The 23,736-nt window shown below is 69.9% G+C and carries 26 protein-coding genes and 2 pseudogenes; 14 read left to right on the top strand and 14 right to left on the bottom strand.

Going from position 1 to position 23,736, the window contains the following annotated elements:
• Window positions 1-5: 5 nt before the first annotated feature.
• The 5 genes from G6048_RS17350 to G6048_RS51405 form a co-directional block, all read right to left on the bottom strand.
• Window positions 6-1,859 (bottom strand): NADH-quinone oxidoreductase subunit 5 family protein, encoded by a 1,854-nt coding sequence (locus tag G6048_RS17350; protein ID WP_165340441.1) that lies wholly within the window; start codon window positions 1,857-1,859, stop codon window positions 6-8.
• Window positions 1,856-2,161 (bottom strand): NADH-quinone oxidoreductase subunit NuoK, encoded by a 306-nt coding sequence (locus G6048_RS17345; RefSeq protein ID WP_033327509.1) that lies wholly within the window; start codon window positions 2,159-2,161, stop codon window positions 1,856-1,858. Before G6048_RS17345 ends, G6048_RS17350 begins: the two co-directional genes overlap by 4 nt.
• Window positions 2,158-2,718 carry an NADH-quinone oxidoreductase subunit J gene (locus tag G6048_RS17340; RefSeq protein WP_165340440.1) on the bottom strand — a complete coding sequence of 187 codons (561 nt, stop codon included), beginning with the start codon at window positions 2,716-2,718 and terminating at the stop codon, window positions 2,158-2,160. Before G6048_RS17340 ends, G6048_RS17345 begins: the two co-directional genes overlap by 4 nt.
• A gap of 82 nt (window positions 2,719-2,800) precedes the next feature.
• Complete coding sequence (locus tag G6048_RS17335) at window positions 2,801-3,745, bottom strand: NADH-quinone oxidoreductase subunit H (protein WP_165340439.1); 945 nt, start codon at window positions 3,743-3,745, stop codon at window positions 2,801-2,803.
• Window positions 3,738-4,655, bottom strand: a complete 918-nt coding sequence (locus tag G6048_RS51405) for a hypothetical protein (RefSeq protein WP_328826199.1) — start codon at window positions 4,653-4,655, stop codon at window positions 3,738-3,740. The genes G6048_RS17335 and G6048_RS51405 overlap by 8 nt, the downstream gene beginning before the upstream one ends.
• Here G6048_RS51405 and G6048_RS51400 point away from each other — a divergent pair.
• Entirely contained in the window at window positions 4,605-5,147 is a 543-nt protein-coding gene (locus tag G6048_RS51400; protein ID WP_328826197.1) for a hypothetical protein, read from the top strand. The genes G6048_RS51405 and G6048_RS51400 overlap by 51 nt on opposite strands.
• 11 nt (window positions 5,148-5,158) lie before the next feature.
• On the opposite strand, the gene G6048_RS17325 is transcribed toward G6048_RS51400, so the two are convergent.
• The 5 genes and pseudogenes from G6048_RS17325 to G6048_RS17305 form a co-directional block, all read right to left on the bottom strand.
• Window positions 5,159-5,515, bottom strand: coding sequence for an NADH-quinone oxidoreductase subunit A (locus G6048_RS17325; RefSeq protein WP_165340437.1), 357 nt, complete (start codon window positions 5,513-5,515; stop codon window positions 5,159-5,161).
• A gap of 277 nt (window positions 5,516-5,792) precedes the next feature.
• Entirely contained in the window at window positions 5,793-5,936 is a 144-nt protein-coding gene (locus G6048_RS17320) for a hypothetical protein (RefSeq protein ID WP_328826212.1), read from the bottom strand.
• A gap of 244 nt (window positions 5,937-6,180) precedes the next feature.
• A pseudogene (locus G6048_RS17315) lies at window positions 6,181-6,458 on the bottom strand (cation transporter); the annotation flags it as partial.
• A 112-nt stretch (window positions 6,459-6,570) separates the two neighbouring features.
• The gene (locus G6048_RS17310; RefSeq protein WP_165340436.1) at window positions 6,571-6,870 is read right to left on the bottom strand and encodes a heavy-metal-associated domain-containing protein; all 300 of its coding nucleotides are present in this window, start codon (window positions 6,868-6,870) and stop codon (window positions 6,571-6,573) included.
• A gap of 308 nt (window positions 6,871-7,178) precedes the next feature.
• Complete coding sequence (locus G6048_RS17305; protein ID WP_235989988.1) at window positions 7,179-8,069, bottom strand: DUF5134 domain-containing protein; 891 nt, start codon at window positions 8,067-8,069, stop codon at window positions 7,179-7,181.
• Window positions 8,070-8,277: 208 nt separating this feature from the next.
• Between G6048_RS17305 and G6048_RS17300 the strand changes: the two genes are divergently transcribed.
• The 5 genes from G6048_RS17300 to G6048_RS17280 all read left to right on the top strand — a co-directional run bounded on the left by G6048_RS17300 (window position 8,278) and on the right by G6048_RS17280 (window position 12,193).
• On the top strand, window positions 8,278-8,721 hold the full coding sequence (locus G6048_RS17300; RefSeq protein ID WP_165340435.1) for a MarR family winged helix-turn-helix transcriptional regulator: 444 nt from the start codon (window positions 8,278-8,280) through the stop codon (window positions 8,719-8,721).
• A complete protein-coding gene (locus G6048_RS17295) occupies window positions 8,714-9,241 on the top strand; it encodes an aspartate carbamoyltransferase (protein WP_206341694.1) in 528 nt (175 codons plus the stop codon). The genes G6048_RS17300 and G6048_RS17295 overlap by 8 nt, the downstream gene beginning before the upstream one ends.
• Window positions 9,242-9,256: 15 nt before the next feature.
• Window positions 9,257-9,520: an MFS transporter gene (locus G6048_RS17290; RefSeq protein ID WP_268978826.1), complete on the top strand. Its 264-nt coding sequence runs from the start codon at window positions 9,257-9,259 to the stop codon at window positions 9,518-9,520.
• A 525-nt stretch (window positions 9,521-10,045) separates the two neighbouring features.
• Entirely contained in the window at window positions 10,046-10,501 is a 456-nt protein-coding gene (locus G6048_RS17285) for a DUF6153 family protein (protein WP_165340434.1), read from the top strand.
• 75 nt (window positions 10,502-10,576) lie between these two features.
• Entirely contained in the window at window positions 10,577-12,193 is a 1,617-nt protein-coding gene (locus G6048_RS17280; protein ID WP_165340433.1) for a multicopper oxidase family protein, read from the top strand.
• A 341-nt stretch (window positions 12,194-12,534) separates the two neighbouring features.
• Here G6048_RS17280 and G6048_RS17275 read toward each other — a convergent pair whose 3' ends face one another.
• A complete protein-coding gene (locus G6048_RS17275; protein ID WP_165340432.1) occupies window positions 12,535-13,185 on the bottom strand; it encodes a TetR/AcrR family transcriptional regulator in 651 nt (216 codons plus the stop codon).
• Between the two features lie 118 nt (window positions 13,186-13,303).
• Here G6048_RS17275 and G6048_RS17270 point away from each other — a divergent pair, with 118 nt between their 5' ends.
• Entirely contained in the window at window positions 13,304-13,471 is a 168-nt protein-coding gene (locus tag G6048_RS17270; RefSeq protein WP_165340431.1) for a hypothetical protein, read from the top strand.
• A gap of 11 nt (window positions 13,472-13,482) precedes the next feature.
• Window positions 13,483-14,055, top strand: a complete 573-nt coding sequence (locus tag G6048_RS17265) for a hypothetical protein (protein WP_235989978.1) — start codon at window positions 13,483-13,485, stop codon at window positions 14,053-14,055.
• Window positions 14,056-14,378: 323 nt separating this feature from the next.
• On the opposite strand, the gene G6048_RS17260 is transcribed toward G6048_RS17265, so the two are convergent.
• The 3 genes from G6048_RS17260 to G6048_RS17250 form a co-directional block, all read right to left on the bottom strand.
• Complete coding sequence (locus G6048_RS17260; RefSeq protein ID WP_165340429.1) at window positions 14,379-15,404, bottom strand: C40 family peptidase; 1,026 nt, start codon at window positions 15,402-15,404, stop codon at window positions 14,379-14,381.
• A 234-nt stretch (window positions 15,405-15,638) separates the two neighbouring features.
• Complete coding sequence (locus tag G6048_RS17255; protein ID WP_165340428.1) at window positions 15,639-16,550, bottom strand: M56 family metallopeptidase; 912 nt, start codon at window positions 16,548-16,550, stop codon at window positions 15,639-15,641.
• The gene (locus G6048_RS17250) at window positions 16,547-16,921 is read right to left on the bottom strand and encodes a BlaI/MecI/CopY family transcriptional regulator (protein WP_165340427.1); all 375 of its coding nucleotides are present in this window, start codon (window positions 16,919-16,921) and stop codon (window positions 16,547-16,549) included. Before G6048_RS17250 ends, G6048_RS17255 begins: the two co-directional genes overlap by 4 nt.
• 216 nt (window positions 16,922-17,137) lie before the next feature.
• Here G6048_RS17250 and G6048_RS49610 point away from each other — a divergent pair, with 216 nt between their 5' ends.
• From G6048_RS49610 to G6048_RS17230, 6 genes and pseudogenes are all read left to right on the top strand, one after another.
• Window positions 17,138-17,602 (top strand): DUF6153 family protein, encoded by a 465-nt coding sequence (locus G6048_RS49610; protein ID WP_328826193.1) that lies wholly within the window; start codon window positions 17,138-17,140, stop codon window positions 17,600-17,602.
• 87 nt (window positions 17,603-17,689) lie between these two features.
• Complete coding sequence (locus G6048_RS17245) at window positions 17,690-18,325, top strand: DUF305 domain-containing protein (protein WP_165340426.1); 636 nt, start codon at window positions 17,690-17,692, stop codon at window positions 18,323-18,325.
• 264 nt (window positions 18,326-18,589) lie between these two features.
• Window positions 18,590-19,030: a DUF6153 family protein gene (locus tag G6048_RS51855; RefSeq protein ID WP_408056143.1), complete on the top strand. Its 441-nt coding sequence runs from the start codon at window positions 18,590-18,592 to the stop codon at window positions 19,028-19,030.
• 738 nt (window positions 19,031-19,768) lie between these two features.
• Entirely contained in the window at window positions 19,769-20,977 is a 1,209-nt protein-coding gene (locus G6048_RS17240) for a PLP-dependent cysteine synthase family protein (protein ID WP_165340425.1), read from the top strand.
• A complete protein-coding gene (locus tag G6048_RS17235) occupies window positions 20,974-22,272 on the top strand; it encodes an MDR family MFS transporter (protein ID WP_165340424.1) in 1,299 nt (432 codons plus the stop codon). Before G6048_RS17240 ends, G6048_RS17235 begins: the two co-directional genes overlap by 4 nt.
• A 101-nt stretch (window positions 22,273-22,373) precedes the next feature.
• Window positions 22,374-23,075, top strand: a pseudogene (locus G6048_RS17230) (response regulator); the annotation flags it as partial.
• Between the last annotated feature and the right edge of the window lie 661 nt (window positions 23,076-23,736).

Genomic DNA, 23,736 nt, shown 5'->3' with positions numbered 1-23,736 from the left:
GGGGGTCACCTCAGGAGGACGAGCACGACGGCGAGGACGGTGAAGGCGGCGACGGCCTGGGCGAGGTACTGGTGCAGTTGACCGGTCTGCGGGCGGCGGGACCAGCGTCCGAGGGCCCGGGTCCCGGCGGCGACCGCGCCCACGGTGCCGTCGAAGGCCCGCTCCACGACACCGTCCGTCCAGCGTGCGAGTCGTACGGCGGCCGAGGCGGAACCGTCCACGGCGCGGTCGAGGACCCGGTCGTCGAAGGCCGTCGCCGCGCGTGCGAGCCGCATCGTCGGCCCGACGAGGAGGACATGCGCGACACGTTCGAGGCCCAGCCAGTCACGGAACCCCGTCTTCGCCCGCTGGGGCAGGGGCAGTTGGCGTGAGCCCCAGGCCCAGGCGACGGCCGCCGCGAGGAGGGCCAGTGCGCCCGAGAGGGCGAACTCCCAGGGATGCGGGGAGGGTTCGATTCCAGCGGGGAGACCGAGTACGCGCTCCACGCTGTCGCGCAGGGGAGCGAAGGCCAGTGGCGTCAGCGCGACACACGCCTGGGCCAGCAGGACCAGGGGCGCCACCGCCCCGCCGGGGATGGGCCGGGCATCGGGGCGGGGCACAGCGGGGCGCCACAGGTACCACAGGACCTTGGCGCTGTAGACCGCGGACAGTACGGCGCCGGCGAGCCCGGTGGCGTACAGCCAGGGGCTGCTCTCCAGGGCTCCGGCGAGCAGGACGTCCTTGGCGGCCCAGAGCGAGAGCGGCGGTAGCCCGGCCAGGGAGAGCGCGGCCACGGTGAAGGCCACACCGGCTGCCGGGTGCCGGCGCGCGGCGCCGAGGAGCGCGGGAAGCCGCTGCGTGCCCAGTGCGGTCAACCACGCGCCCGCACCGAGGAAGAGCAGACTCTTCGCCGCCGCGTGGGCGATGAGCTGGAGTGTGCCGCCCGAAGCGGCATGAGCCCCCGCCGCGAGCACCATGAAGCCGATCTGCGCGCACGTCGACGCGGCGAGCAGCTGCTTGAGATCGGTCTGCGCCACCGCGACCAGCCCGAGGAAGAGGGCGGTGGCCGCGCCGGTCCACGCGACCACGTCGTCACCCCAGCCGGAGGCGTCCAGTAGCGGCCCGGTCCGCAGCAGCAAGTACGCCCCGGCGACGACCATGGTCGCCGAGTGCAGCAGCGCGGACACCGGGCTCGGACCCTGCATGGCCTTCGACAGCCAGAAGCTGAAAGGCAGTTGGGCGGACTTGCCGAAGGCGGCGACGACCAGACCCGCGGCGACGAAGGACAGCCACGGCTCCTCGGCGCGCGCCAGCCCGTCGAGTGACAGCGCCGAGTCATGACCGCTCGCGAGCGCCGCGCCCGCCGCCAGATAGAGGCCGAGGTCAGCGGTGCGGGTGGTGAGGAAGGCGGTGTCGGCCGCGCTCGTACGCTCCGGATCCCGCCACCAGTAGCCGATCAGCGCCCATGAGGTGGCGCCCATGACCTCCCAGCCCATCAGCAGGACGGGCAGGGTCGTGGCGGTCACCGTGACGAGCATGCTCCCCGCGAACAGCAGCATCAGCCCGAAGAAGCGCGCCCGCGCCTCGCCCGCCCCGAACTCCGCCGCGCTGAAGAGGAGTACGGCGAGCGTGACCGCGGTGATCGTGACGGCCAGCAGCCCGGACAGCCCGTCCACCGCGAACCGCACCGGCAGTCCGTCGAGGAACGGCGCCCGCGCGGACGGATGCCGGAACGCCGCGGCGACGGCCAGCCCCAGGGCGGCGACCGCGACAGCGAGCGCCACACCCGGCGCGGCACGATCGGCCCGCCGCCCGGCCATCAGGAGCAGCGCACCGGCACCGAGCGGCAGGGCGACCAGCGCCCACATCAGGGCGCTCACTCCTTCAACTCCGCCGCCATGTCGGTCATGTCGACCTCCCGCGACCGGAACAGCGCGGTGACCACGGCGAACCCGACCGCCATCTCCAACGCCATCGCCGTGACCGCCAGGACGATCAGCACCTGACCGTCGGCCGCCGCAGGCGCGATGTAGTGCCAGGCGGCCGCGGCGGCCAGGATGACCCCGCCCAGCATCAGCTCGAGACCCATCATCAGCATCACGATCGACTGCTGGGTGAGAGCCCCGAACAGGCCGACGCAGAACAGCGCCGCGGCCACCAGTAGAAGCAGTTCCAGAGTCACTGGCCGACACCGCCCCGTACGGGATCGTCCGCGCGCCGCGCCCGCAGATCGTCGCCCAGCCGGTCGTACCGTCCCCGCCTGGTGGCCAGCACCACCGTGGCGACGATCGTCGCGAACAGCGCCAGGCCCAGCGTCATCATGGTGAGCATCTGCGGGCCCATCAGGGACATGCCGAGTTCCATGGTCGGATCGGCAGGGGCCTTGCCCCGGCGTGCGGGCCAGGGAGCCAGCAGGATTCCGGCGGCCAGAAGCGCGAAGACCAGACCGCAGACGACGGCCGCGCCCTTCTTGTTGTGCATCATCGTCATCGGCATGAGCCCGGCCGGGTTCATCATGTACATCACCATGAAGACCGCCATGATGGCCATCTCGATGGTCATCATCAGCACGATGACGATGCCCAGATAGTCGAGCCCCAGCAGGATGACCAGGCCGCCCACACACAGCAGCGAGGTCAGCAGGGAGAACGTCGCTCTGGCCATGGAGTCGAAGCGGAACACCCACACGCCGCTGACGACCGCAAGGACGGCCAGGATCCAGAAGACCGCGGCATCCATGTACGTACGTCACCTCGCTCTCGTCATGGAATCGGAATTCGCGGATTTCACGGAACCCATCGATTCACGGAGTTGACGGATTTCACCGGTTCAGCACCACCACGGCCACCACCAGCGCCTGAGCGATGGCGAGCGGGGTCAGCACGACCCAGGCCAGCTCCAGATAGCGCTCCATGCGCAGGGTGGGAATCCTGCGCCGGGCCCAGACCAGGAAGGCCAGCACGGCGGCCGTCTTGAGTACGGTCCATGCCCAGCCGGGCAGCAGCGGCCCGTGCCCGCCGCCGAGGAAGAGCGGCACGCTGAACGCCGCCGCCACGACCAGCAGCAGCCATCGGCCGCCGAGGAAGAGCACGCGGTCCGCGCCCGACAGTTCGGCGGCCGCACCGCCCGCCACGTCCTGTCCGGCGGGCTGGTCGAACGGACCCCAGAAGGCCATCGCCATGGCGCTGAGCAGATAGATCCCGAAGGCCGCCGGCATCCACACCGCGAACCACAACCCCGCCTGGGCGTCGACGACTTCGCCGACCCGCAGCGACTCCGCCCCCAGCGCGGCCGTGGTGATGGCCAGCATGTGCGGGAGCTCGTACGCCAGCCCCTGCGCGAGGAAACGGTAGCCGCCGATGAGCGAGAGGGTCGAGTTCGGCCCCCAGCCCGCCAGCCACACCGCTGCCCAGGCCAGCGCCTCCATCGCGTTGAACCAGACGATCCCGTCCGGCAGATCGCTCACCGACCGGAAGCCGAGCGGCAGGACGACGGCGGCCAGGACCGCGGCGACGGGAAGCAGGGCCGCACCGATGCGGGCGAGTGGCACATCGGACGCGCGCGTCCGCCGCGGCTGTTGCACCAGCTGCCGCAGTACCTCACGGCCGGGGCCGGCCGCCCGTACGGCCACCTCACGCAGTGACGCGGGCCGCCCGGTCCGAGCACCGGCCGCGAGTACGGCATCCACGCCGGCCGTCACCAGGGCCACCGCGACCAGGAGGGCAGGCAGGACGAAGACCGCCCACAGCGGCGTGCGTTCAGCCATGGAGCATCCCCGCAGCCGGTACGTGCGCGAGCTCGTCGGGGTCCGGGTCCAGGCTCGCGACGATGATCCGCGCGCACGCGAACTCGGTGCCTTCGAGCAGGCCGGGCAGGACGTCCAGCAGCGCCTGCGACGGGGGCACGGGCCCGTCGACGCGCCCGCGGGGCCCGATGGCCTCGGCCCCGTCCAGGTCCAGCGTCTCGGTCTCGTCGCAGGCCGCCGCGCTCCGCCCGACCGCGTCGAGCCACATGAGCATGCGGCTGTGCGCATCGCCGTCGGCGACCAGGGCCGGTCCGGTCACCCCCGCGTGACGCGCCTGCCCCGTACGCAGTACCCCGAGCCCCGTCGTGAGTCGGCGCAGGGTCCACGAGCGCCCGGCCCGACGGATCAAGGGACGTACGAGGGGGGTGAGTTCGGCGGCGTCGGCCCCGGCCAGGGCTCGATCGCGTACGTACCGGGTACGGGCGGCCATGTCGGCCCACCCGGCCACGGCGAAGAACCTGCCCAGGCTGTCCAGATGCGCCGCACACAGCCGTCGTGCCGCGTCGCCCTTCGAGACACGTTCACCGGCGGCGGTCCGCAGCCAGGGTTCGTCCCAGAAGGCCCGGAAGCCCCAGGAGGGGGGACGCGGAGACGGCGGAACGGCCACCGTCTCGACGGTCACCTCCTGAACGACGTCGCCCTGCAGAGCCATACGCAGAATCAGCCCCGCGGGCCAGTCGGCGAGCGCGGGCCCGAGCGGCACGTGCAGCCGGTCGAGCCTCAACCCGTCCCGGTCATCGGCCCGGTCGGCCATGGGCAGGCCATCCACGAGACCGCCCATGTCGTGACCGGCGTGCCCGTGATGTCCACCGTGCGGGTCGTGACCGCCGTGCATGTCGTGGTCGCCGTGCGCCTCGTCTCCGCCGTGCATGTCGTGACCGTCGTGTGCGCGGTGCATGTCATGACCGTCGTGCTCATCGTGCGTCTCGTGTCCGGTGTGCATGTCGTGACCGCCATGGTCACCGTCTGCCTCGTGCCCGCCGTGCTCTGCGTGCTCGTCCGCCTCTGGCTGCTCGCCATGCCCGGCGGCCGCACCATGATCATGGTCCGAGGTTTCGGCCGGGCCTCTGAGTTGGCCGTGCGCAAGCTCGGTCAGTCCGCGATCGAGGGCGTCGGCGGTGCGGTCGGGATCCGTGACCTCCACTCGGGCTTTGGGTGCCGGAATGGCGTGCCACAGGTTCTCGACCCAGTCACTCTCCTCGGCCTCGCGATCACCCAGGACCACCAGCAGATCCGCCGCCGCTGGGGCGCTCACACTCGGCCATCCACGACGCGCCAACTCCGCCTCGACGGCGAGCCGCTCCCGCGTGGCCCCGGGACATACCGCGAGCAGAACCCCCGGCCGGGAAACGGCAGTTCGTAGCAGCCTGCGCCTCAACTCCACCGGAACGCCCCTTCCCGCCAGGCGTATCCGACACCCGCGAGCAGCACGCCGAGGAAGAGGAACATCTCGACGACCGCGGTCGTGCCGACGGCCGAGACGACCTTTGTCCACGGGTACATGAAGAGCATCTCCATGTCGAACGCGAGGAAGACCATCGTGACGGGGTACCAGCGCACATGGAACCGGGAAAGGGGATGCTCCCGCGGTTCGAGGCCTCCGCTGAACGGGCCGGTGTGCAGCGGCTCGCGGACGGCCCGCACTGTGATGGAGAGGGCGTGCAGCAGAACGACGCCCGCGACGACGAGCACGAGCAGGACCAGTACCGGTTGCCAGTCGGATGTCTGCATACGGCCCCCTTGCCGACGATTACTCCCGACGGTTACCCCTTCGGCAACATGGCAGCCAACCGTGAGGGGCGGAACGTACGACACCAGGGCTGACGAGGTGCTTCGCTCCGGCGTCAACTGCCTCCAGCGGTGGTGTCCGTCAACGGCATACACCGTGCCGGCCCTCCAGAGCCGGTGCCCACGGGCCAGGATCGCCAGGTGAGTGATGGTGATACGACGGGAAGTTAGCATACCCCCTCGGGGTACACCAGGGTGGCTGTGCCCGGTGGAGCGACCATCACGAAGGCACGGCGGGGACGTTCGCGGTGCGGCGCAACCGCCGGACCAGCGCGTGGACGAGCAGAGCCATCGACGCCACGGCGAGCGCCGGCTGCACCGGCGCAAAGTACGCCAGGGCGCCGCTGACGCCGATAGCCGGCACCACGAGTTTGTTGCAGATCAGGCAGCCGACCGCGAAGGCGGACAGCGGTCCCGCGCCGAGGGCGCGAGCGGTGCGGGACCGCTCGGGCGGCGCGGCCTCGGAGGTTTCGGCCGGGCCGGTGCGGACGTTCGACCACGCGTCGGCCGTGGGTGAGGCCGCTCATTCGTCGCTGATATGAGCGGGTGTCGATCCGTCCGTGCAGTAGCAGGCTGGCGCACCCGTTCCTCGCCCTCAAGCGCCGCGCGCCTGCCTCTGGCACGGGCGAGGGCGGCTCCTCGGCGGTGTAGCCGGTCTTCTCGACGGTGGCGATGAGGTCGGTGACCTCGACGCCTTCCGGGCACGAGACCTTCGCCTTCTCGGTGGCGTAGTTGACGGTCGCCGTGACGCCGTCCATGCGGTTGAGCTTCTTCTCGATGCGGGCCGCGCACGAGGCGCAGGTCATGCCGCCGATGGAGAGCTCGACCTCGGAGGTGGGGCGGGCGCTGTGTCGGGGACTGCCTTCCCGGGAGCCGTGCTGGTCATGGACGTATCTCCAGGGGCGAGGCCGGGACGTACGGCGTCCTTATCAGCGGAGCGGTACGTCCCGGCGGGGGAGGAATCGCGTGTCCGGGGCCGGGGCCCCGGAGGGGGGTAGTCAGACGCGGCCGACGAGTTCGTAGCCGGCCTCGTCGACGGCGGCGCGGACGGCCGCCTCGTCGAGCGGCGCGGCGGAGGTGACGGTGACCTCGCCGGTCCTGGCGACGGCCTTGACCGCGGTGACGCCGTCCAGAGCGGATACCTCCTGGGAGACGGAGCTCTCGCAGTGGCCGCAGGTCATGCCGGACACCTTGTAGGTGGTGGTGACACCGACGCCCTCGATGTCGACCGTGGCGCCGGAACCGCAGGAGCCGCAGCAAGAGCCGGAGCTGGAGCTGGAGTTCGTCTGGGTGGTCATGGCTACTTCCTCGGAGTGTGGGTGTGTGGACTGCTTTCAGGGAGGGGCGTTGTCCCCGGCCCTGTCCGCGACATCGAACACTATACCCCCTAGGGGTATCTTCGTAACCTGTGGGGCTGCACACACGGTCGCCAACCGCCGAATGCGAAACGGCTTCGCGGATGCCGGCCCCTGTTGAGCGATACAGGTCCCTGTCGAGCCCTACGAGCCTGTGCTGAGGCCACTCCGTGGGGCGTGATGCCGATCATGGTGCCGCGCTCGCCCATGCGCGGCGTCGTCCTGCCGGTCGGCGACGACTCGACCGGCTTTCACACGGCCATCATCAGCAGCATCGCGGACATGGTCCCGCCCATGCCGATATGCGCTGCCAGCGCCGCGTCGTGCGCGGCTCCGAGTTTGCGGCGCCGCCCGTGGCCTGATCGCTGGCCCGGCCTGGTCCTGTCCCACACCGAGAGCGTCAGCGACGCCAGGTAGACGAGCACGGTGTCCGGCATGGCGAGTAGCCAGCGGCCCCAGCCTCCCCGAGAGCCGGCACCCCGACCACCTCGCCGCGTACCCCGGATCCTCGCCCACACGGACGCGCCGATCGACAGCAGGAAGTAGACGGCGAGAGCCGCGACCACGAAGCGCCATACAGAACTGGATCCGGCGGAGGAACCGGCGTCGGCCGCGGCGCTCGTCATGCCCGGCATGTCCATTCCGTGCATGGACCCCGTGTCGTGCGTGGACCCCATGCCGTTCGTGTGGTCCATGCCCGCCATCTCGTGCGTGCGCGTCGCGCTCGCTGTGTTCTCCATGCCCGGCATGTGGGCCATGGAGTGCCCGCCGCCCAGCGCGAGCACCGGACCGGACGACGTACTCGTCATGGCCAGCGTCATGATCACCATGCCGAAGCTACCGACGATCAGGTGCACCCAGTGACGGCCGTGCTTCCACCCCCCAGCGCGCGCGTGCTTGACCGCCATCGCCACACCCCCGAGCCCGAGGATGCCGAACGCCACCGCCCACCACATGCCGTAGCCCGCGTACCAGCCGACCGTCGCAGGCAGGGCCATGGTCGCCATGCACAGCCCCATCAGCAGGTCGCCGCCCGCCGCGAACCGGGTCTCACCGCTGGTGGTCACCATCCGGACCGCGCTGACGGCGGCCACCAGGGCGGAGACCAACGCGATGGCCCAACTGAGCGCGAGGATTCCCATCTTCACCTTCCCATTCGTTCGAGCCGGCGGGCCTGCGCTGCTGGCGCCGCCTCGTCGTACGAAGCACCGCGAGGCGCCACGTGGGGCGTTAACTGCTAGTGCCCTTAGTACGTTTCGGAGTCGGAGGGTGTTCAGGTAGCCGGTAGTGCTTCTGCCCGAACACGGAAACTGGTTGTACTGCCGAACCTTCTGGTTGTACTGTCGAACCATGTCCAAGGATCAAAGGGCTGATGACCCGGTTGTTCTCCAGGAGGCGCTGGGGAGCTTCGTGCGCGCCTTCGGGCTGCACCAGCCGGAAACAACCCCTTGCGGCCAGCCGATCTCGGTCTCCGAAGCACATGCCTTGAGCGAGCTGGCGCAGGAAGGCGAGCTGCGGCAGGTCGAACTCACCCGTCGGCTGCGGCTGCAAAAGAGCACCGTGAGCCGACTGGTGGGGCAGCTGTCAGGTCGTGGCTGGGTGGAGCGCGCCCCGGCTCCCGACGACGGACGCGGTGTTGTACTGCGGCTCACCCCTTCGGGGCGGCGAGCGGCGCAGAATCTCGCTGAAGCACGACGGGAGCGGTTCTCCCGGCTACTCAGTTCGATCCCGGCCCACGAAAGAGCGGGCGTACTCCACGCCCTCGATGTGATGGTGGAGGCACTGGATGAATAGCGGCAAGCGCCGGGCTCTGGTGGCGGCTGCGGGCGTGATGGTCGCTGGCGCGGTCACGGCTGTCGTCCTGGTGACCAGCGGCTCACAGCGGGACCCGGGCGAGGGCCGGACCGAGCGGCAGGAACTGGTGGCCGAGCGGGGTGAAACCGTCATGCCCTTCGACCTTGAGCGGACCACCCACCGCTTCACCCCCACGGCAACGGGAGGCACCCAGGATGTCGTGGCCGACCAGCGCGGCGATACCGAGCAGATCGACCTGATACGCGCTCACCTGCGCAAGGAGGCCGCGGCGTTCAGCCGAGGGGACTTCGCCGACCCCGCCCGGATCCACGGCGCCGACATGCCCGGCCTCGCTGAACTGCAGGACGGGTACGACCGTTTCGAGGTGCACTACGAGAACCGGGCCGACGGGGCCACCTTGACCTACACCACGGAGGATTCCGCATTGGCCGACGCCCTGCACGAGTGGTTCCAAGCTCAGCTCGGCGACCACGGCGCGCACGCCGAGTCCGGCCATTGAAGTGGAAGCAGCGACCTGCTTCCGCCGGGACGGCGCGTGATGTGGTTCTCCTGCCAGTGCATGACCACCAACATGGGCTACGCCGTCGGGCCGGTCGCCGGCGGTCTGCTGCTCGCTGCCTACGGCGGCACCGCCATGTTCCTCGGCGTCGGCTCGTTCGCCCTGGCCGGCATGGTCATCTACCTGCTTGTCGGCCGGCGGATCCCCGGCCTGGCCGGCCCCGTGCCGGAGCGCTCCGCGGAGCGGCCGAAGGGTGGGCATGCCGATGACGTGACGTGAGCGGGGCTATGACTGCTGGCGCTGCCCCAGCCTGCGCGCCCAGCGAAGCCGCGGCCGGCTCCGACTGCCCGGCCTGGTCGAGGGCGCCTTTCCCCGTCGCGGACGACCGGGATCGTTCTCAGGAAGTACTAAGGTGTTTCGTGCTTCCGCTGCCGCCTCGACGGCGCAGCGAACCCCGGTCGCGCTCGCGCGCGACCGGACGATGAGCGTGGCCGTGGATGGTGCGACAGGAAGCAGTACGCAAGTGCTGGCACCGCCCGCGGCCACGTCTCGGACGAACTCCGGACCTTGTTGGGTGACGGCCCCGGAGTTGCCGGTAGCGGTCTCAAGGTCGACCTGACCGGGCGGGATCGCCATCTCGCCGATGCCGGCGCTCCTGCTGGGGCTCAGTCCTTGCCCGCGGGCGGACTCGTCGTACGGAGGGCTCCGGGCCGAGGAAGATCTCATCGGGCCGTGAAGCCGCAAGTACCCCCGAGGGGTAAGATGAGACTCCGGTGACCAGTCGGCACGGCACAGGTGGAACTCATGGCGATACGGGCGGCTCACAGCGACGGCGGCATGGCCGTCCGCTGGGCGTACGGGGTGTTCCTCACCCTGTGCGTCGCGCTGGCCGTGCTCGTCCACCACGAGACGTCCATGACGTCCATGGCGTCCGCCTCGCCCATGTCCGGCTCTGCTCGCATGCCGGCTCCCGCCCACGCGGCTCAGGCGATGGCGCACACGGGTCATGGGATGGCGGGCGAGGCAACACCCTCCGCCTCGGAAACGTCCAGGCACGGCGTGGATTCCGGCGCCTGCGCCATGCCCGGTATGCAGCACTGCGCCACGGCGAGCGTCGGTTCCGTTCAGCTGGCCGCGCCAGGCCAGAGCGCGTTCGACCCGCCCGCTGACCTGGAGCGTGCCGTGGCAGGGCGTGCCCCCGCCGGTACGGTCGGCCGTGCCCCGCCCGATCTGTCCGTCCTCTCGCAACTGCGCATATAGGCCGCGCCGGACGGCGCGCGATGTGCCGTCCCTCCGCGACCACATCGGCAGTTTCGAAGCAGAGGACACAACACCATGAACAGCATCGACCGCCGCTCCGTCCTGCTCGCCGGGCTGGGAGTCGCAGGCGCCGGAGCACTCACCGCCTGCACCAATGCGAGTGGCTCCGATAGCAGCAACGCCCTGGTCACCCCTTCCGGCTCGGCGGTCGCCGCCGCGGAGGAGAAGCGCAAGAGCACCGGACGCCAGCAGAAGGTCACCCTGACCGCGGCGCCCGCCACGATCGACCTGGGCGGCGGCGTCATGGCCAAGACCTGGGCCTTCGACGGCCGCGCCCCGGGCAAGGAGATCCGGCTCTCCGTCGGCGACACTCTCGTCGCCGAGCTGTCGAACCAGCTCCCGAACAAGACGACCACGTCCATCCACTGGCACGGCGTTGCCATGCGCAACGACATGGACGGCGTGCCGCCCACCACCCAGAGCGCTGTCCGGGCCGGCTCCACCTTCACGTACAGGTTCATCACCGACGCGCCCGGCACGTACTTCTTCCACCCGCACGTCGGTGTCCAGCTCGACCGCGGCCTGTACGCCCCGCTGATCGTCGAGGACCCCAGGGAGCCGCTGTCGTACGACGACGAGTGGGTCGTCCTCCTCGACGACTGGGTCGACGGGGTCACCGGCACCCCCGACGAGGTCTTCGCCGAGGTCGGGCAGGGCATGGGCGGCATGGACACGGGGGAGAGCAGCAGTTCCGGCTCCAGCGGCATGGAGGGCCACGACATGAGCGGGATGGAGATGGGGGACTCGGCGTCACCCTCAGCCTCCGCGTCCTCGGACTCGGACGGCATGTCGATGAAGTTCATGCTCATGGGCGCCGAGAGCGACCTGCTCAGCGGCGATGCCGGCGACGTGAAGTACCCGCACCACCTGATCAACGGCAGGGTGGCGGCCGACCCCGACGTCTACACCGGCAAGCCCGGCAAGAAGGTACGGCTGAGGATCATCAACGCGGGCGGGGACACCGCCTACCGGGTCGCCCTCGGCGGCCACAAGCTGACCATCACCCACACCGACGGCTTCCCGGTCCAGCACCAGGAGGTGGATGCCCTGCTGGTCGGCATGGGTGAGCGCTACGACGTCCTCGTCACCCTCGGCGACGGAGTCTTCCCGCTCGTCGCCGAGGCCGAGGGCAAGGACGCGAACGGCTTCGCCCTGGTGCGCACGGGCTCGGGGAGCGCCCCGAAGGCGACTGTCCGCCCGAAGGAACTCGACGGCATGATCATGACGGCGTCCCAGCTGCGCGCCGCCGACGACGTGCGGCTCAACTCCGCCAAGACCGATGTCACGCACCAGGTCAAGCTGACCGGCGGCATGGACAAGTACGACTGGGCCATCAACGGCAAGCCCTTCGACATGGACAACCCCGAGGCGAACCCGATCATGATCGAGGAGGGCCGGCGCGTACGGCTCGACTTCGTCAACGACACCGACATGTGGCACCCGATGCACCTGCACGGCCACACGTACCAGATCGGCACCTCCGGTCCCCGCAAGGACACCGCGATCGTGCTGCCCAAGAAGAAGCTGTCGGTCTTCTTCGACGCCGACAACCCGGGCCAGTGGATGCTGCACTGCCATAACGCGTACCACGGTGAGGCCGGGATGATGGCGAACGTGGCCTACTCGGCCTGACGTTCACCTCACGCAGTCCGGGCGGGCCCATCGGCTGGCGGTGGGTGCGTCCGGACATGGCGTGAGGGGTGGCCTCGCAGCTCTCTGGCTTGCGCGCGATGCCGAAGACGCAGGGGAGCGGGGCGTCTTCCGCTCGGTCGGCCAGTGACCGTGGGGGCCTGACTTCACCTGGTGGAAGGCGGAGTTGGGACGGTGCTGACGTAGAGACAGTCGCGGTGGCCGCTGCCTTGGCGGTAGGGCCCGGCACAGGTGACCAGGAGGAGCTGGGGCGGTCCGGAGGTGGTGATCAACTCGCAGGGCAGGGCGCGCCGCAGCGCATGGTCGCGGGAAGGGCGGACGAGTCAGTGCTCTGGGTGCCCAGCGCGGTGGCCGTGGTGCTCGTGTCGGCTTGTCGGCCGCCGGTCGTCCTGCGTGGAGTGACCGTCGCGCAGCCCGGACAGGGTCACCGTGACGAGCCGGTCGGCCGCCGCTTCGGAGGGCAGGGCGGCAGCGGCCGTCAGGGCGTGGAGGCAGTACGTCGCCAGCTCATCGGGTGCGATGTCGGCACGGAAGGCGCCGGTCTGCGCGCCCTCGGACAGCAGGTCCCGGATCATCCCGTGGAGCTGCTGCTGCGCTCGGACGACGCGCTCGTCCCGATGAAGGATCGCCCCGAGTTCGGTGCCGTGGTGCCCGCGGGACTGGCGCGAGATGTGAGCGAACGCCCTCAGGACCGCCTCGAGTTGGTCGCCGGGCCCGTCGGTCCGGTCCCGGACCTCCACCAGCTGTCCCAGGTGTTCGGTGATCTGGCGGTCGTGCCAGGCGAGGAGGATCGCCTCGATGTCCGGGAAGTACTTGTACAGCGTGGCCCGACCGATGCCGACCTGTTCGGCGATCTGCGACATCGTCACCGATCGCACTCCGTGCTCGGCGGCCAGCTCCGCCGTGGTGTTCAGAATCGCGTCGCGCACCGCGCGGCGGTGCGCCTCGATCGTCTCGTTCCACAGCTTCGGCACTGGATCAGTGTACGCGGTGGCGGTGTTGATACACCTGGTTGACTCCATAGACAGTGTGTCTCGTAAAGTATGGGTGTCGCGAACTGCAAGACATCCACGCACCGTGAGGGACACCCACATGGCTGACTCACCTTCTCGCCCCGACGCCGCCGGTCATGGACCCGGCCCCGCGGCACCTCCCGGCATGCCGCGCTGGGCGAAGACGCTCGCCATCGCCGCCGGTGCCGCCCTGCTCGTGGCGTTCGTCCTCATGCACGCGCTCGGCGGCGGCATGGGCAACCACTGATCGCGATGACCATGAACCCTCGCCTCCGCAAGTTCGCGCTCACCGCGCACGTGACGTCATCGGTCGGCTGGCTCGGCGCCGTCGCCGTCTTCCTCGCCCTCGCCGTCGCCGGTCTGACCAGTCAGGACGCCCAGACGGTGCGCGGCGCCTATCTCGCGATGGAGGTGACCGGCTGGCTCGTCCTGGTCCCGTTGAGCCTCGCCTCGCTGCTCACCGGGCTCATCCAGGCCCTGGGTACCGCGTGGGGTCTGTTCCGCCACTACTGGGTCCTGTTCAAGCTGCTGATCACCGTTGCCGCGACCGTTCTTCTGCTGGTGCACATGCAGGTGGCCGGTCACGTCGCCGATGCCGCAGCCGAGGCGAACCTGTCCAGCGGCGATCTCGTCGGGATGAGGATCCAGTTGCTGGCCGACGCCGCCGCTGCCCTGCTGGTACTGCTCGTGGCGGTCACGCTGTCGGTGTACAAGCCGAAGGGCCTGACCCGTTACGGATGGCGCAAGCAGCAAGAGACGCGGGTCCGGGAGCGGCCCGCAACACAAGGAGACCAAGCAACAGGTCTGAAGGAGACCAAGCAGCAGGTCTGACGGTCCGCTGATACCGGGGCAAGCGAAGCGCGCCTGGCCTGCAACCGCCGTGAGTTTGTGGTGAGTTGGATCCCGCAGCACTCGCCCGACCTCTCGCACGGCGACACCGAGCCCACGGTGGCGTAGCCAGTGGCCCGCAGGTGCGCGCTTCCGCAAGCCGGTGCCTGTCGGCCTTCGAAGCCGGGGTCAGGAAGTCAGAAAGCAAGCGGCGTGAGTTCGGTGAAGCTCTTGCCGCCGTCGCGTGACTCGTACACGCCCGCCATCGTCGCCACGAGGATGTGGTCGGCGTTCAGTTCCTCGGGCGGTGGTACGGCGATTGGCCCTCAGGGCCTGCTGGCGGCGAAGAACGGCATGGAGTCCAGCGGAACGATCTCGATGTTCTTGCCGGTGCGCGGCGCGTGGATGGCCTTGCCGTTGCCGACGTACATGCCGTTGTGCTGGGTGCTGTTGTACCAGTAGATGATGTCGCCGGGCTGCAGGTCCGACCTGGCCACCTTGCGGCCCGCGTCGTACTGCTGCTGGACGGTGCGCGGCAGTGAGACGCCCGCCGCGCGCCAGGCGGCGCCGGTCAGTCCCGAGCAGTCGTAGGAGTTGGGGCCGGTCGCGCCCCACTCGTAGGGCTTGCCGAGCTGTGCGTACGCGAAGTCGAGTGCGGCCTTGCCGCGGCCGCTCGCCGGGCCGTTGTACGTAGCCGGGGAGTCGCTGACGCCCGCGGCGGCGTCCTCGCGCTCCTGGTCGGCTTCCATCTTGGCGCGCTGGGCGGCGGTCAGGCTGTTCAGGAACTTGCGGGCCTTCGCGAGCTTGTCCTGGACCTCCTCCTTCGTCTTGGCGGCCTTGGTGCGCGTCTCTTCCAGGGCCTTCAGGCGCTTCTGGGCGGCCTCGCGTTCCTGGGCGATTTCGCGCTGCTTGCTCTGCATCGCTCTCAGGGCCTCGGCCTGCCGGCTGCTCGTACGGTCGAGCATCTGGGCCTTGTCGAGATAGTCGTCCGGGTCACCGGACAGGAAGAGCTGCACGCTCGGATCGATGCCGCCGCTGCGGTACTGCGCGGCCGCCAACGGGCCTATCTCCTCGCGCAGTTCGTTGATCTCCTGCTGCTTGCGGGCCAGGCGGTCCTGCGCACGGTCGGCCTCACGCTGCAGCTTCTTCTGCTGCTCGCGGATGGCGTTGTACTCCTCGGTGGGGCCCTCAGCCTCCTCGTAGAGCTTCTCCACCTGCTTGCGTACCTCGTCCACCGTGGGCTCGGGGGCCGCCTGGCTCTGCGTCGGCAGGAGGCTGACGGCGCCGGCGGCCATGCCGAGCGTGGCGATCCTGGCGCGGCTGGGCGGCTTCGGCCGACGGTGCGTTCCCATCGTGGGATGAACTCCTCTGTGCGTCTGTGGATCGAGCGACGGGCTCTGGTCGTCGGGTACGACACGAGCCGGCCTCGGCACCGCCCCCATGGACCAGTGCTGGGGCGCGGCTCCAGGCCCACGCCCCAGCATCCCCGGCATCATCAAGCGGGTTAGAACTTAGTAGCTTAGTATCTCGCATCGCAAGTGAGTCAGTGTCACAGCGGCCTCAGGAGGACGCCGTCAGCTCCGGCCTCAGCCGAGACCGGGCGGGCAGGCGACCAGCAAAGGCAGCAGCGGCATCGCCACGACCACGGCGGCCACAGAACCCCACAGGGCGGGGTGCGCAGCCTCGCGCGGGCCGAGGATCCGCTGCAGACGGATCAGGACGGTCTGGCCGGCCGCCGCCAATGCGCCCTTCGGCGTGCGGGCCGAGGCCATCTCGTACATCGCCGTGGCCAGCACCTCGTGGGAGTGGCTGCGCAGAGCGCGGTCGTCCGCGACCATCTCCAGCAGGAGCGCCGTCTGCTCCCGGGCGTGCCGGGCCAGCGGCAGCCACCGGAACACCGAGTGGAACGCTTCCATGGCGGCCAGGAACAGGTGGTGGCGGCCCGCGATGTGGGCCTGCTCGTGCTCCAGCACGGCGGCGAGTTGCTCGGGGGACAGCTCGCGCACGGCCGCGTCGCTGAGCACGATCCGGGGATTGCGGCCGGGCAGGCAGTAGGCGGCCGGAGTGTCGTACGGCAGGACGGTGGCGCTGAGCCGGGCCGAGTGGCGGCCCACCAAATCCAGCGCTTTCCGGTGCCGTGTCCGCACCCGACGGGCTCGTACGGCATGGAAGGCGAAGCTTGCGCCCAGGGCCATCCCGATCGCGGCGGGGACGCCGACGGCAAGCCGCTCCGCCATGCCCGGGTCGGGCTCGGCCGTTCCCACGTCCACGCCGCAGGCGTGGAGCAGGCCCACCAGGTCGGCGTGCAGGTGCTCGGCCGGCATGGTCAGGTTGTACGCGGTGAGTGTGGCCCCGATCGAGAACGAGATGGCCAGGGTGTGCCACACCGCGGCCGCCAACGCGGGGGCCCGGTGCTGCCAACTCCCGCGCAACATCAGGTGCGGAGCGACGAACCCCACCGCTGCCGTGTAGCCGACCAGAGCCGGGGCGGCGTTCACGACTCGGCCTTGGCCTGTCGTCCCACGGATCGCAGAGCCTTGCGCAGGGCGGCCTGTTCTTCCTCGGACATGTTCTCGACGAAGTGGACCAGCGCGGCCGGGCGGTCCTTGCTCTCGCCCAAACCGTCCTCCATCAGTGCGGCGGCATAGGCCTCGCGGCTGCGAACGGGTGTGTACAGCCAGGCGCGACCCTGCTTGCCCCGCAGCAGCCAGCCCTTGTTGTACAGGATGTTGGTGACGGTCATCACCGTGGTGTACGCGACGGGGCGGGTCTTGTTGATGTCGTCGACGACCTCCCGCACCGTCGCCGGACGGTTCCACGTCCAGAGACGATCCATGATCTCTGCCTCGAGATCCCCCAGCCGCCGCATCGCCCTGACTTCCCTTCGCCACCGAATACGCAGATCCATAGTAGACGGCCGTCGGTCAGGCTTTCGGCGCGAGGGTGAATCGTCGCACCCGCTCTGTGAGTTCGCACCCCGCCTCGTCGACGGCCTCACGCACCCGAGTGTCGTCGAGTGGGGTGGTGGACGTCACGGTGACGTGGCCTGCGGGAACGTGGACCTGTACGTCGACGACGGTGTCGAGTGCGGCCTCGGGGATGCGAGAGGCCGTTGATCCATGCCTACGATGAGGCCGTGACCCGCTTCGGACAGCTCGCTCGACCGCACTCGACGGTGCGGTCCGGTGGGCTGCTCGTATGTGCTCTGCTGCTGGGCCTGCTCGGCATGCACGGACTCGGGCCGGTTCCAGACGTCACCGCTGCCTCGGGGCACGACCGGATGGTGTCGGTCGCGCGCGCGGACGTCATGGCGTCGATGCCGGGCGGGTGTGATCACGGCGAGGGCGGTTGTTCGGGTCACACGGACCATGCCGATCCAACCTGTGCTTCAGCCTCCGTCGCCGGAGGTCCCCTGATGGCACCGGTGCTCCTGCCCGATGTGGCGGCCTGCGCCGATGGGGTGGACGTGCCTGCCTCTTCAGTCGGCAGTGATCCTGACGGCGGTCGCGCTCCGCCCTCACTCTCCGAACTCCAACTCCTGCGGATATAGAGCGACCCGCGCGACGCCGTACGCCCACAAGGGACGGCGCCGCGTCTCGGCATGCCCTTCACAGATCCGAACGCAGGAGTTCAGTTCATGACCGCACACCGCAAGCTCATCCGCCGTACCGCTCTCGCCGCCACCGCGGGAGTGGCAGCCCTCGTCCTCGCCGCCTGTGGCGGCGGAGGGCACGACATGGGGTCCATGGACTCCGACTCCAGCCCGTCCGCGTCCGCCTCGGCCAAAGCCGGCAACAACAACGACGCGGACGTCTCCTTCGCGACGGACATGATCCAGCACCACCGGCAGGCCGTCGAAATGGCCGACCTGGCTGCCGACCGCGCCTCTTCGCAGGAGGTCAAGGACCTCGCCACGAAGATCGAGGGCGCGCAGGACCCGGAGATCAAGACCATGTCCGGCTGGCTCACCTCGTGGGGCGAGGGGGTCCCCGCGGACATGTCCGGCATGGAGGGCCACAACATGGGTGACATGTCGTCCATGCCCGGCATGATGAGCAGCGAGGACATGGACAAGCTGGAGAAGGCCTCCGGCGCCGAGTTCGACAAGATGTTCCTCGAGATGATGATCAAGCATCACGAGGGTGCCGTCGAGATGGCCGAGACCCAGAAGGCCGACGGCAAGTACGGTCCCGCCGTGAAGCTCGCGGACGACGTGATCACGGCCCAGACCGCCGAGATCGAGCAGATGAACAAGATGCTCGGCAAGAGCTGACGCGGCGGCAGAAACGGTGCGACCTGGCGGTGCACATCGCCCGTCCGGCCGCACCGTTGTCCGTTCTCCATGGCCGTCACGCAGGGCCGAACAAGGCGTTTGCGAACAATGAAGTCGCCTGTCGTTGGGCGCGATTGGTCCCCAACGGGGCCCTGGCGTGACGTCATGTGGCTGGGTTCACGCGATGTTCTCCTGAGACGGCGTGCCGGGGCCTGGCGATCAGGTTAGGATCACAGCGTGATTACGGCCTGGTCTCCTTCTCGTATGCCGAGGAGCCGCTCATCAGCGGCTCTGTGGCGTGTGCTGGGGCTGGGGCTGCTCCTCTTCGGTCTGTTGTATACGCATGCCGTCAGCCCTGACACGACGGTGAGTCACCTCGCCTCCGACAAGGGTGTTTCGGCGTCGAGCGTTCATTTCGAGCACGCTGCCGAACGTGAAAGCGTTGCGAGTGCCACGTCGGCGCAATCGGTGGGCGAGCAGCCAGAGGGCCATCACGACGGCCACGGACAGCAGCACGCCGATGCGGACTGCGCGATGGGCCAGCCTTCGCAGGGTCCCGCTGTGGCGGTGCCCTGCCTGTCTCCGCTGAGCTCGGAGAGCGGCGACGAGGCGCCCGGCTCCGCTCCCGCCCGTCAGGCCGCCGGGGCACGGGACTTCGTGGCCCCGAGAACGCAAGCGGCGGACTCCGCGGTTCTTCGTATCTAGGTCAGCGCTTTCCTCGAACCGGTCGACCCTTTCCGGGATTTCTGGACGGCGACCGGTCCATGGCGTCTGACCTCCTGCGCACAGCGCCCCACAGCGTGGCGCGGTGACGGTCGACGGCTCTCTTCCCTCACCCCCCACCGATCCCTGCCCCGACTGGGAGAGTTCCCGTACGGGCAGTGACCGCCGCGCGGAGGACCTGTGCCGCCCACCCCTGCCCTTTCTCGTGCCCATGCGTCATGGGTACGTCCGCTCCGGAGGACCCGACTCCTCCGGACCACGCTGTACGTCCTGCTGTTCACGCTCCTTGCGTGCCTCGGCGATCAACGCCATGCGCCGGAGTCGCCCGCTCGATTGGCCACAGCGTCGAGTGAAGCCCCTGGGCCCGCGGAGGGTTCCGACGGCGAGAATCTCGACCCGTCCGAGCCTCCCGACCGTTGCCACGGGCCGCGCCTCGCGCAGGCCGTCTCCCCACAGTCGTCCGCTCGGGTCCCGCCGCCCGCCGTCACCGCGCTGTCGCTGACGGAAACCACAGCAACTCCCGTGCGCCGGCCACCTGAGGCCGTCCGAAGACTGCAGCCCAGCGGCGGCCGGTCCGCTCTCACCGTCATCTGCCGGTGGCGCATATAGGAGCCACCCCGCGGGCCGGCCGGCCTGGTCGCCCCGCCGCGCGACGTGCCTCGTCCGTCGCGCGAGATGAGCATCCGCACGCGTCCATATCGATCCGAAAGAGCGAAATAAATGCACTCCTTGACCAAGAGTGACCTCACTCCTGCCGGCTCTGGCTCCGCCCTCCGGGGACTCGTCGGCAACACCCCGCTCCTGCACATCTCCCAGCCCTTCACCGAGCCGGACCGCGGCTTCTGGGCGAAACTGGAGGGCTTCAACCCCGGCGGCATCAAGGACCGTCCGGGCCTGCACATGGTCGAGCGCGCCCGCGCCCGCGGCGAACTCCAGCCGGGCGCCCGGATCATCGAGTCGACCAGCGGCACCCTCGGGCTGGGCCTCGCCCTGGCCGGCATGGTCTACGGGCACCCCGTCACCCTGGTCACCGACCCGGGGCTGGAGATGTCCATGACCCGACTGCTGACCGCATACGGGGCGCAGGTCAACCTCGTCTCCGAACCGCACCCCACCGGGGGCTGGCAGCAGGCCCGCCGCGACCGGGTCGCCAAGCTGATGGAGCACCACCCCGGCTCGTGGTGCCCGGACCAGTACAACAACCCCGACAACACCACCGCGTACACCCCGCTAGCTCTCGAACTGGCCACGGAACTCGGCCATATCGACGTGCTCGTGTGCAGCGTGGGTACCGGCGGACACTCCGCCGGAGTCTCCCGCGTACTCCAGCAGCTCTACCCGGACCTCAAGTTGGTCGGGGTCGACACCATCGGGTCGACGATCTTCGGCCAGCCAGCCCGCCCCCGGCTGATGCGGGGCCTGGGCTCCAGCATCTACCCGCGCAATGTCGCCTACGACAACTTCAGCGAGGTGCACTGGGTCGCCCCGGCGGAGGCGGTGTGGAACTGCCGCCAGCTGGCCGCCTCGCACTACGCCACCGGCGGCTGGAGCGTCGGCGCGGTGGCGATGGTCGCCGGATGGCTGGCCCGCACCCTGCCCGCGGACGCCCGGATCGCCGCGATTTTCCCCGACGGCCCGCAGCGCTACCTCGGCACGGTCTACGACGACGACTACTGCGCCGCCCACGGCTTGCTCGACACCCCGCCCGCGCCCGAACCGGAGGTGATCGGCCGCTTGGACGAGAAGGAGGTCACTCACTGGACGCGGTGTGAAAACGTCATGGACCCGCTCACGCTGGCCGATTCGGAGCCGCGGTCCGAGATGGCCGGTCCGCTCGACGCATCCGACGCGGAAGCCGGGGCGTCCGTGGACAGCGACGCCGCCGAGCAGCTTGACGGCGTCGACGTGCTTGCGGAGGGGAACCGGTGAGGACGACCATCGCGCAGGTTCGTTCCTACGAACGCAGTGTCCAGTTGTTGATGGTGAATCAGTTCACCATCAACCTCGGCTTCTACATGCTGATGCCGTACTTGGCCGCGTATCTGGCAGGTCCTGTGGGCCTGGCGGGCTGGCTGGTCGGGCTGATCCTCGGCGTACGCAACTTCAGCCAGCAGGGCATGTTCCTTCTCGGCGGAACGCTGGCCGACCGGCTCGGCTACAAGCCCATGATCATCGCCGGGCTGGTGCTGCGCATCGTCGGCTTCGCGACCCTCGGACTCGTGGAGTCCGTACCCGCCCTGCTGGCAGCCTCGGCGGCGACGGGCCTGGCGGGGGCGCTGTTCAACCCGGCCGTACGGGCCTATCTGGCGGCGGACGCGGGTGAGCGGCGAGTCGAGGCGTTCGCCCTGTTCAACATCTTCTACCAGGCCGGGATCCTGCTCGGCCCGCTGGTGGGCATGCTGCTGACCGGCGTGAGCTTCCGCGTCACATGCCTTGTCGCGGCCGGGATCTTCGCTCTGCTGAGCATCGTTCAGATCCGGGCCCTGCCCGCCCGCCGGGGCGACGACGCCAAGCGCGGACAAGACCAGGAGAGCGTGCTGTCCCAATGGCGGGGCATCGCGGCCAACCGGCCGTTCCTGCTGTTCTCGGTTGCCATGATCGGCTTCTACGTCATGCAGTTCCAGGTCTATCTCGCCCTGCCGCTGGAGGTACGCCGCCTGGGTGGCGACGGGACTTTCGGCACGGCGGCGGTGGCGGTGCTGTTCGCCGTCTCGGGCCTGAGCACCATTCTCTTCCAGACCAAGGTGACCGCCTGGTGCAAGGCCCGCATGGAGCCGGGCCGCGCACTGACCTGGGGGCTGCTGACCATGGGGCTGGGTTTCGTTCCGCTGCTGGTGGCCACCGCGGTCCCGGTGCCGGACGGCGGGGTGGGGCTGTGGCTGCTCGCGGCCGTGCCGCCGGCACTCTCCGCGCTGCTCCTCGCGGTCGGCACGATGATCGCGTACCCCTTCGAGATGGACACCATCGTCCGCCTCTCCGGCAACCGGCTCGTCGCCACCCACTACGGCCTGTACAACACCATCTGCGGCATCGGCATCACCCTCGGAAATCTGCTGACGGGCGCCGCGCTCGACGCCGCCCGGGACGCCGGGATGTCCGCGCTGCCGTGGGTGGCCCTGTTCGCACTCGGCCTCGCCTGCGCGGCCGCCCTCTACGGGCTGCACCGCACGGGCCGCCTGGCACCACCGGTGCGCGAGGCGCGGCCAGAGCCCGCGAACACATAACACGACGTCACCTGGTGGAGGGGGCGGGCGAGTTCGCTTCCGTCCCCTCCGGCCGACCACGCCCACGTCGATGGCTGAATGCGCGCGTCGGCGGTTGCCCCATGGGCACAAGCTCCCCCAGGCGCTCGCCCGCCGCGCCACGGCCACCTGGCCCGGCACCGCTGCAACGGTTCGGCTTCTGGATGCTGCTGGAGAGCACGCCGGGCACCGAGCTCGTCGGTGAGGCCGCCCACGGCGCCGAGGCCGTCCGCCAGGCAGGCCGCCGAACTGCGGCCCGACGTGGTCCTCATGGGCGTACGAATGCCCGGCATGGACGGCATCGAGCACCCCGGCGTATCGTCGCCGGCGGAGGTCGCTCCCGCGTTCTGGTGCTGACCACCTTCGACCTGGACGAGTACGCCCACGCCGCACTGCGCGCCGGAGCCAGCGGCTTCCTCCTCAAGGAGGCCCTCCCGGACGAGTTGGTCGCCGGGGTCCGCGCGGTCGCCTGTGGCGACGCGGTCATCGCCCCCCCCGTCTCCCCCGTCGCCTCCTGGACGCTTACGCTCATCAGCTGCGCGGGCCTGCCCACGGCCGGACAGCCGACGACGATCCCAGGGCGCGCTTACTTACTCAACGAACGGGAGCGCGAGATCCTGGTCGCCGTCGGCCGAGGCTGGACCAACGGCGAGATCGCCGAACGGCCGGTACTGTCGGAGTCCACGGTGAAGACACATGTCGGACGGGTACTGGCGAAGATCGGCGCCAGGGACCGGATCCAGGCCGTGATCCTTGCCTACGACCTGGGACTGACCCGGCCCAACAACCCCGGCTGGCCCCCGGCCCGGCCGACCCAGGAAGCCGCGCGGCAACGCGGAAGGCCCCCACGCGCCACAGCTGCTTGATTCAGGTGGCGAGGTCGGCGTCGCCGCCGTCAGCCGTCCGCGGAAATGGAAGCCGCCGACGGGGTGGGCGGGCGGCGGCAGCGAGACGCCCGAACCGCGCCGCATCCATCTGCACCCGCTTTCGCGATCACCGGCGATCGTGACCGAGGTTACCGCCATCCAACTAACTTGCTTAGTTGTCCGGGGGATAAGGTGTGTCGACCAGCCGAGGAAAATCGGCCCGGCGGCGAGACGGAACGGCACCGCCGCTCTCGGGTACTCCGGAGAACAGGAGTTGTCGTGTCCATCGCGCCGTGCTCGGTCCACCCCGCGCTGACTCGCCGCCCGCTCCGGTCGCCCGGGGAGTGCCTGCCTCACTCGGCCACCGGAGGCGGGTAGTGGCGGACCGGCGGGATGGCCGACCAGGAGCCCGGGCCGGGCCGGCGTGCACGGGCGGCCCGTCGCGGCCGATCCCTCACAGCCCGGTGCCGGCTGTTCGTCGGCACTCGGGATCCCCGGCGAGATTCTCCGCAGGTGCAGGAGGAGTCGTTGGCGCCGGCGCGGGACCTGATCGGAAGTGCTGTCGTCGGCGCTCCGCCGC

This window comes from Streptomyces ureilyticus (genome assembly GCF_011045025.1).
Lineage (GTDB): Bacteria > Actinomycetota > Actinomycetes > Streptomycetales > Streptomycetaceae > Streptomyces > Streptomyces ureilyticus.
This window is presented reverse-complemented; position numbering and strand designations above follow the sequence as displayed.

Bases quoted from the DNA above. Each gene is read 5' to 3' on its own strand.
- G6048_RS17335 (WP_165340439.1), bottom strand. From the start codon at position 3,745: ATGGCTGAACGCACGCCGCTGTGGGCGGTCTTCGTCCTGCCTGCCCTC.
- G6048_RS17265 (WP_235989978.1), top strand. From the start codon at position 13,483: ATGAACCCTCGCCTCCGCAAGTTCGCGCTCACCGCGCACGTGACGTCA.
- G6048_RS17285 (WP_165340434.1), top strand. From the start codon at position 10,046: ATGGCGATACGGGCGGCTCACAGCGACGGCGGCATGGCCGTCCGCTGG.
- G6048_RS17305 (WP_235989988.1), bottom strand. From the start codon at position 8,069: ATGGGAATCCTCGCGCTCAGTTGGGCCATCGCGTTGGTCTCCGCCCTG.
- G6048_RS17270 (WP_165340431.1), top strand. From the start codon at position 13,304: ATGGCTGACTCACCTTCTCGCCCCGACGCCGCCGGTCATGGACCCGGC.
- G6048_RS17325 (WP_165340437.1), bottom strand. From the start codon at position 5,515: ATGCAGACATCCGACTGGCAACCGGTACTGGTCCTGCTCGTGCTCGTC.
- G6048_RS17310 (WP_165340436.1), bottom strand. From the start codon at position 6,870: ATGACCACCCAGACGAACTCCAGCTCCAGCTCCGGCTCTTGCTGCGGC.
- G6048_RS17260 (WP_165340429.1), bottom strand. From the start codon at position 15,404: ATGGGAACGCACCGTCGGCCGAAGCCGCCCAGCCGCGCCAGGATCGCC.
- G6048_RS17295 (WP_206341694.1), top strand. From the start codon at position 8,714: ATGAATAGCGGCAAGCGCCGGGCTCTGGTGGCGGCTGCGGGCGTGATG.
- G6048_RS17245 (WP_165340426.1), top strand. From the start codon at position 17,690: ATGACCGCACACCGCAAGCTCATCCGCCGTACCGCTCTCGCCGCCACC.
- G6048_RS17300 (WP_165340435.1), top strand. From the start codon at position 8,278: ATGTCCAAGGATCAAAGGGCTGATGACCCGGTTGTTCTCCAGGAGGCG.
- G6048_RS17340 (WP_165340440.1), bottom strand. From the start codon at position 2,718: ATGGATGCCGCGGTCTTCTGGATCCTGGCCGTCCTTGCGGTCGTCAGC.
- G6048_RS51405 (WP_328826199.1), bottom strand. From the start codon at position 4,655: ATGCACGGCGGAGACGAGGCGCACGGCGACCACGACATGCACGGCGGT.
- G6048_RS51855 (WP_408056143.1), top strand. From the start codon at position 18,590: ATGCCGAGGAGCCGCTCATCAGCGGCTCTGTGGCGTGTGCTGGGGCTG.
- G6048_RS17240 (WP_165340425.1), top strand. From the start codon at position 19,769: ATGCACTCCTTGACCAAGAGTGACCTCACTCCTGCCGGCTCTGGCTCC.
- G6048_RS17280 (WP_165340433.1), top strand. From the start codon at position 10,577: ATGAACAGCATCGACCGCCGCTCCGTCCTGCTCGCCGGGCTGGGAGTC.
- G6048_RS17250 (WP_165340427.1), bottom strand. From the start codon at position 16,921: ATGCGGCGGCTGGGGGATCTCGAGGCAGAGATCATGGATCGTCTCTGG.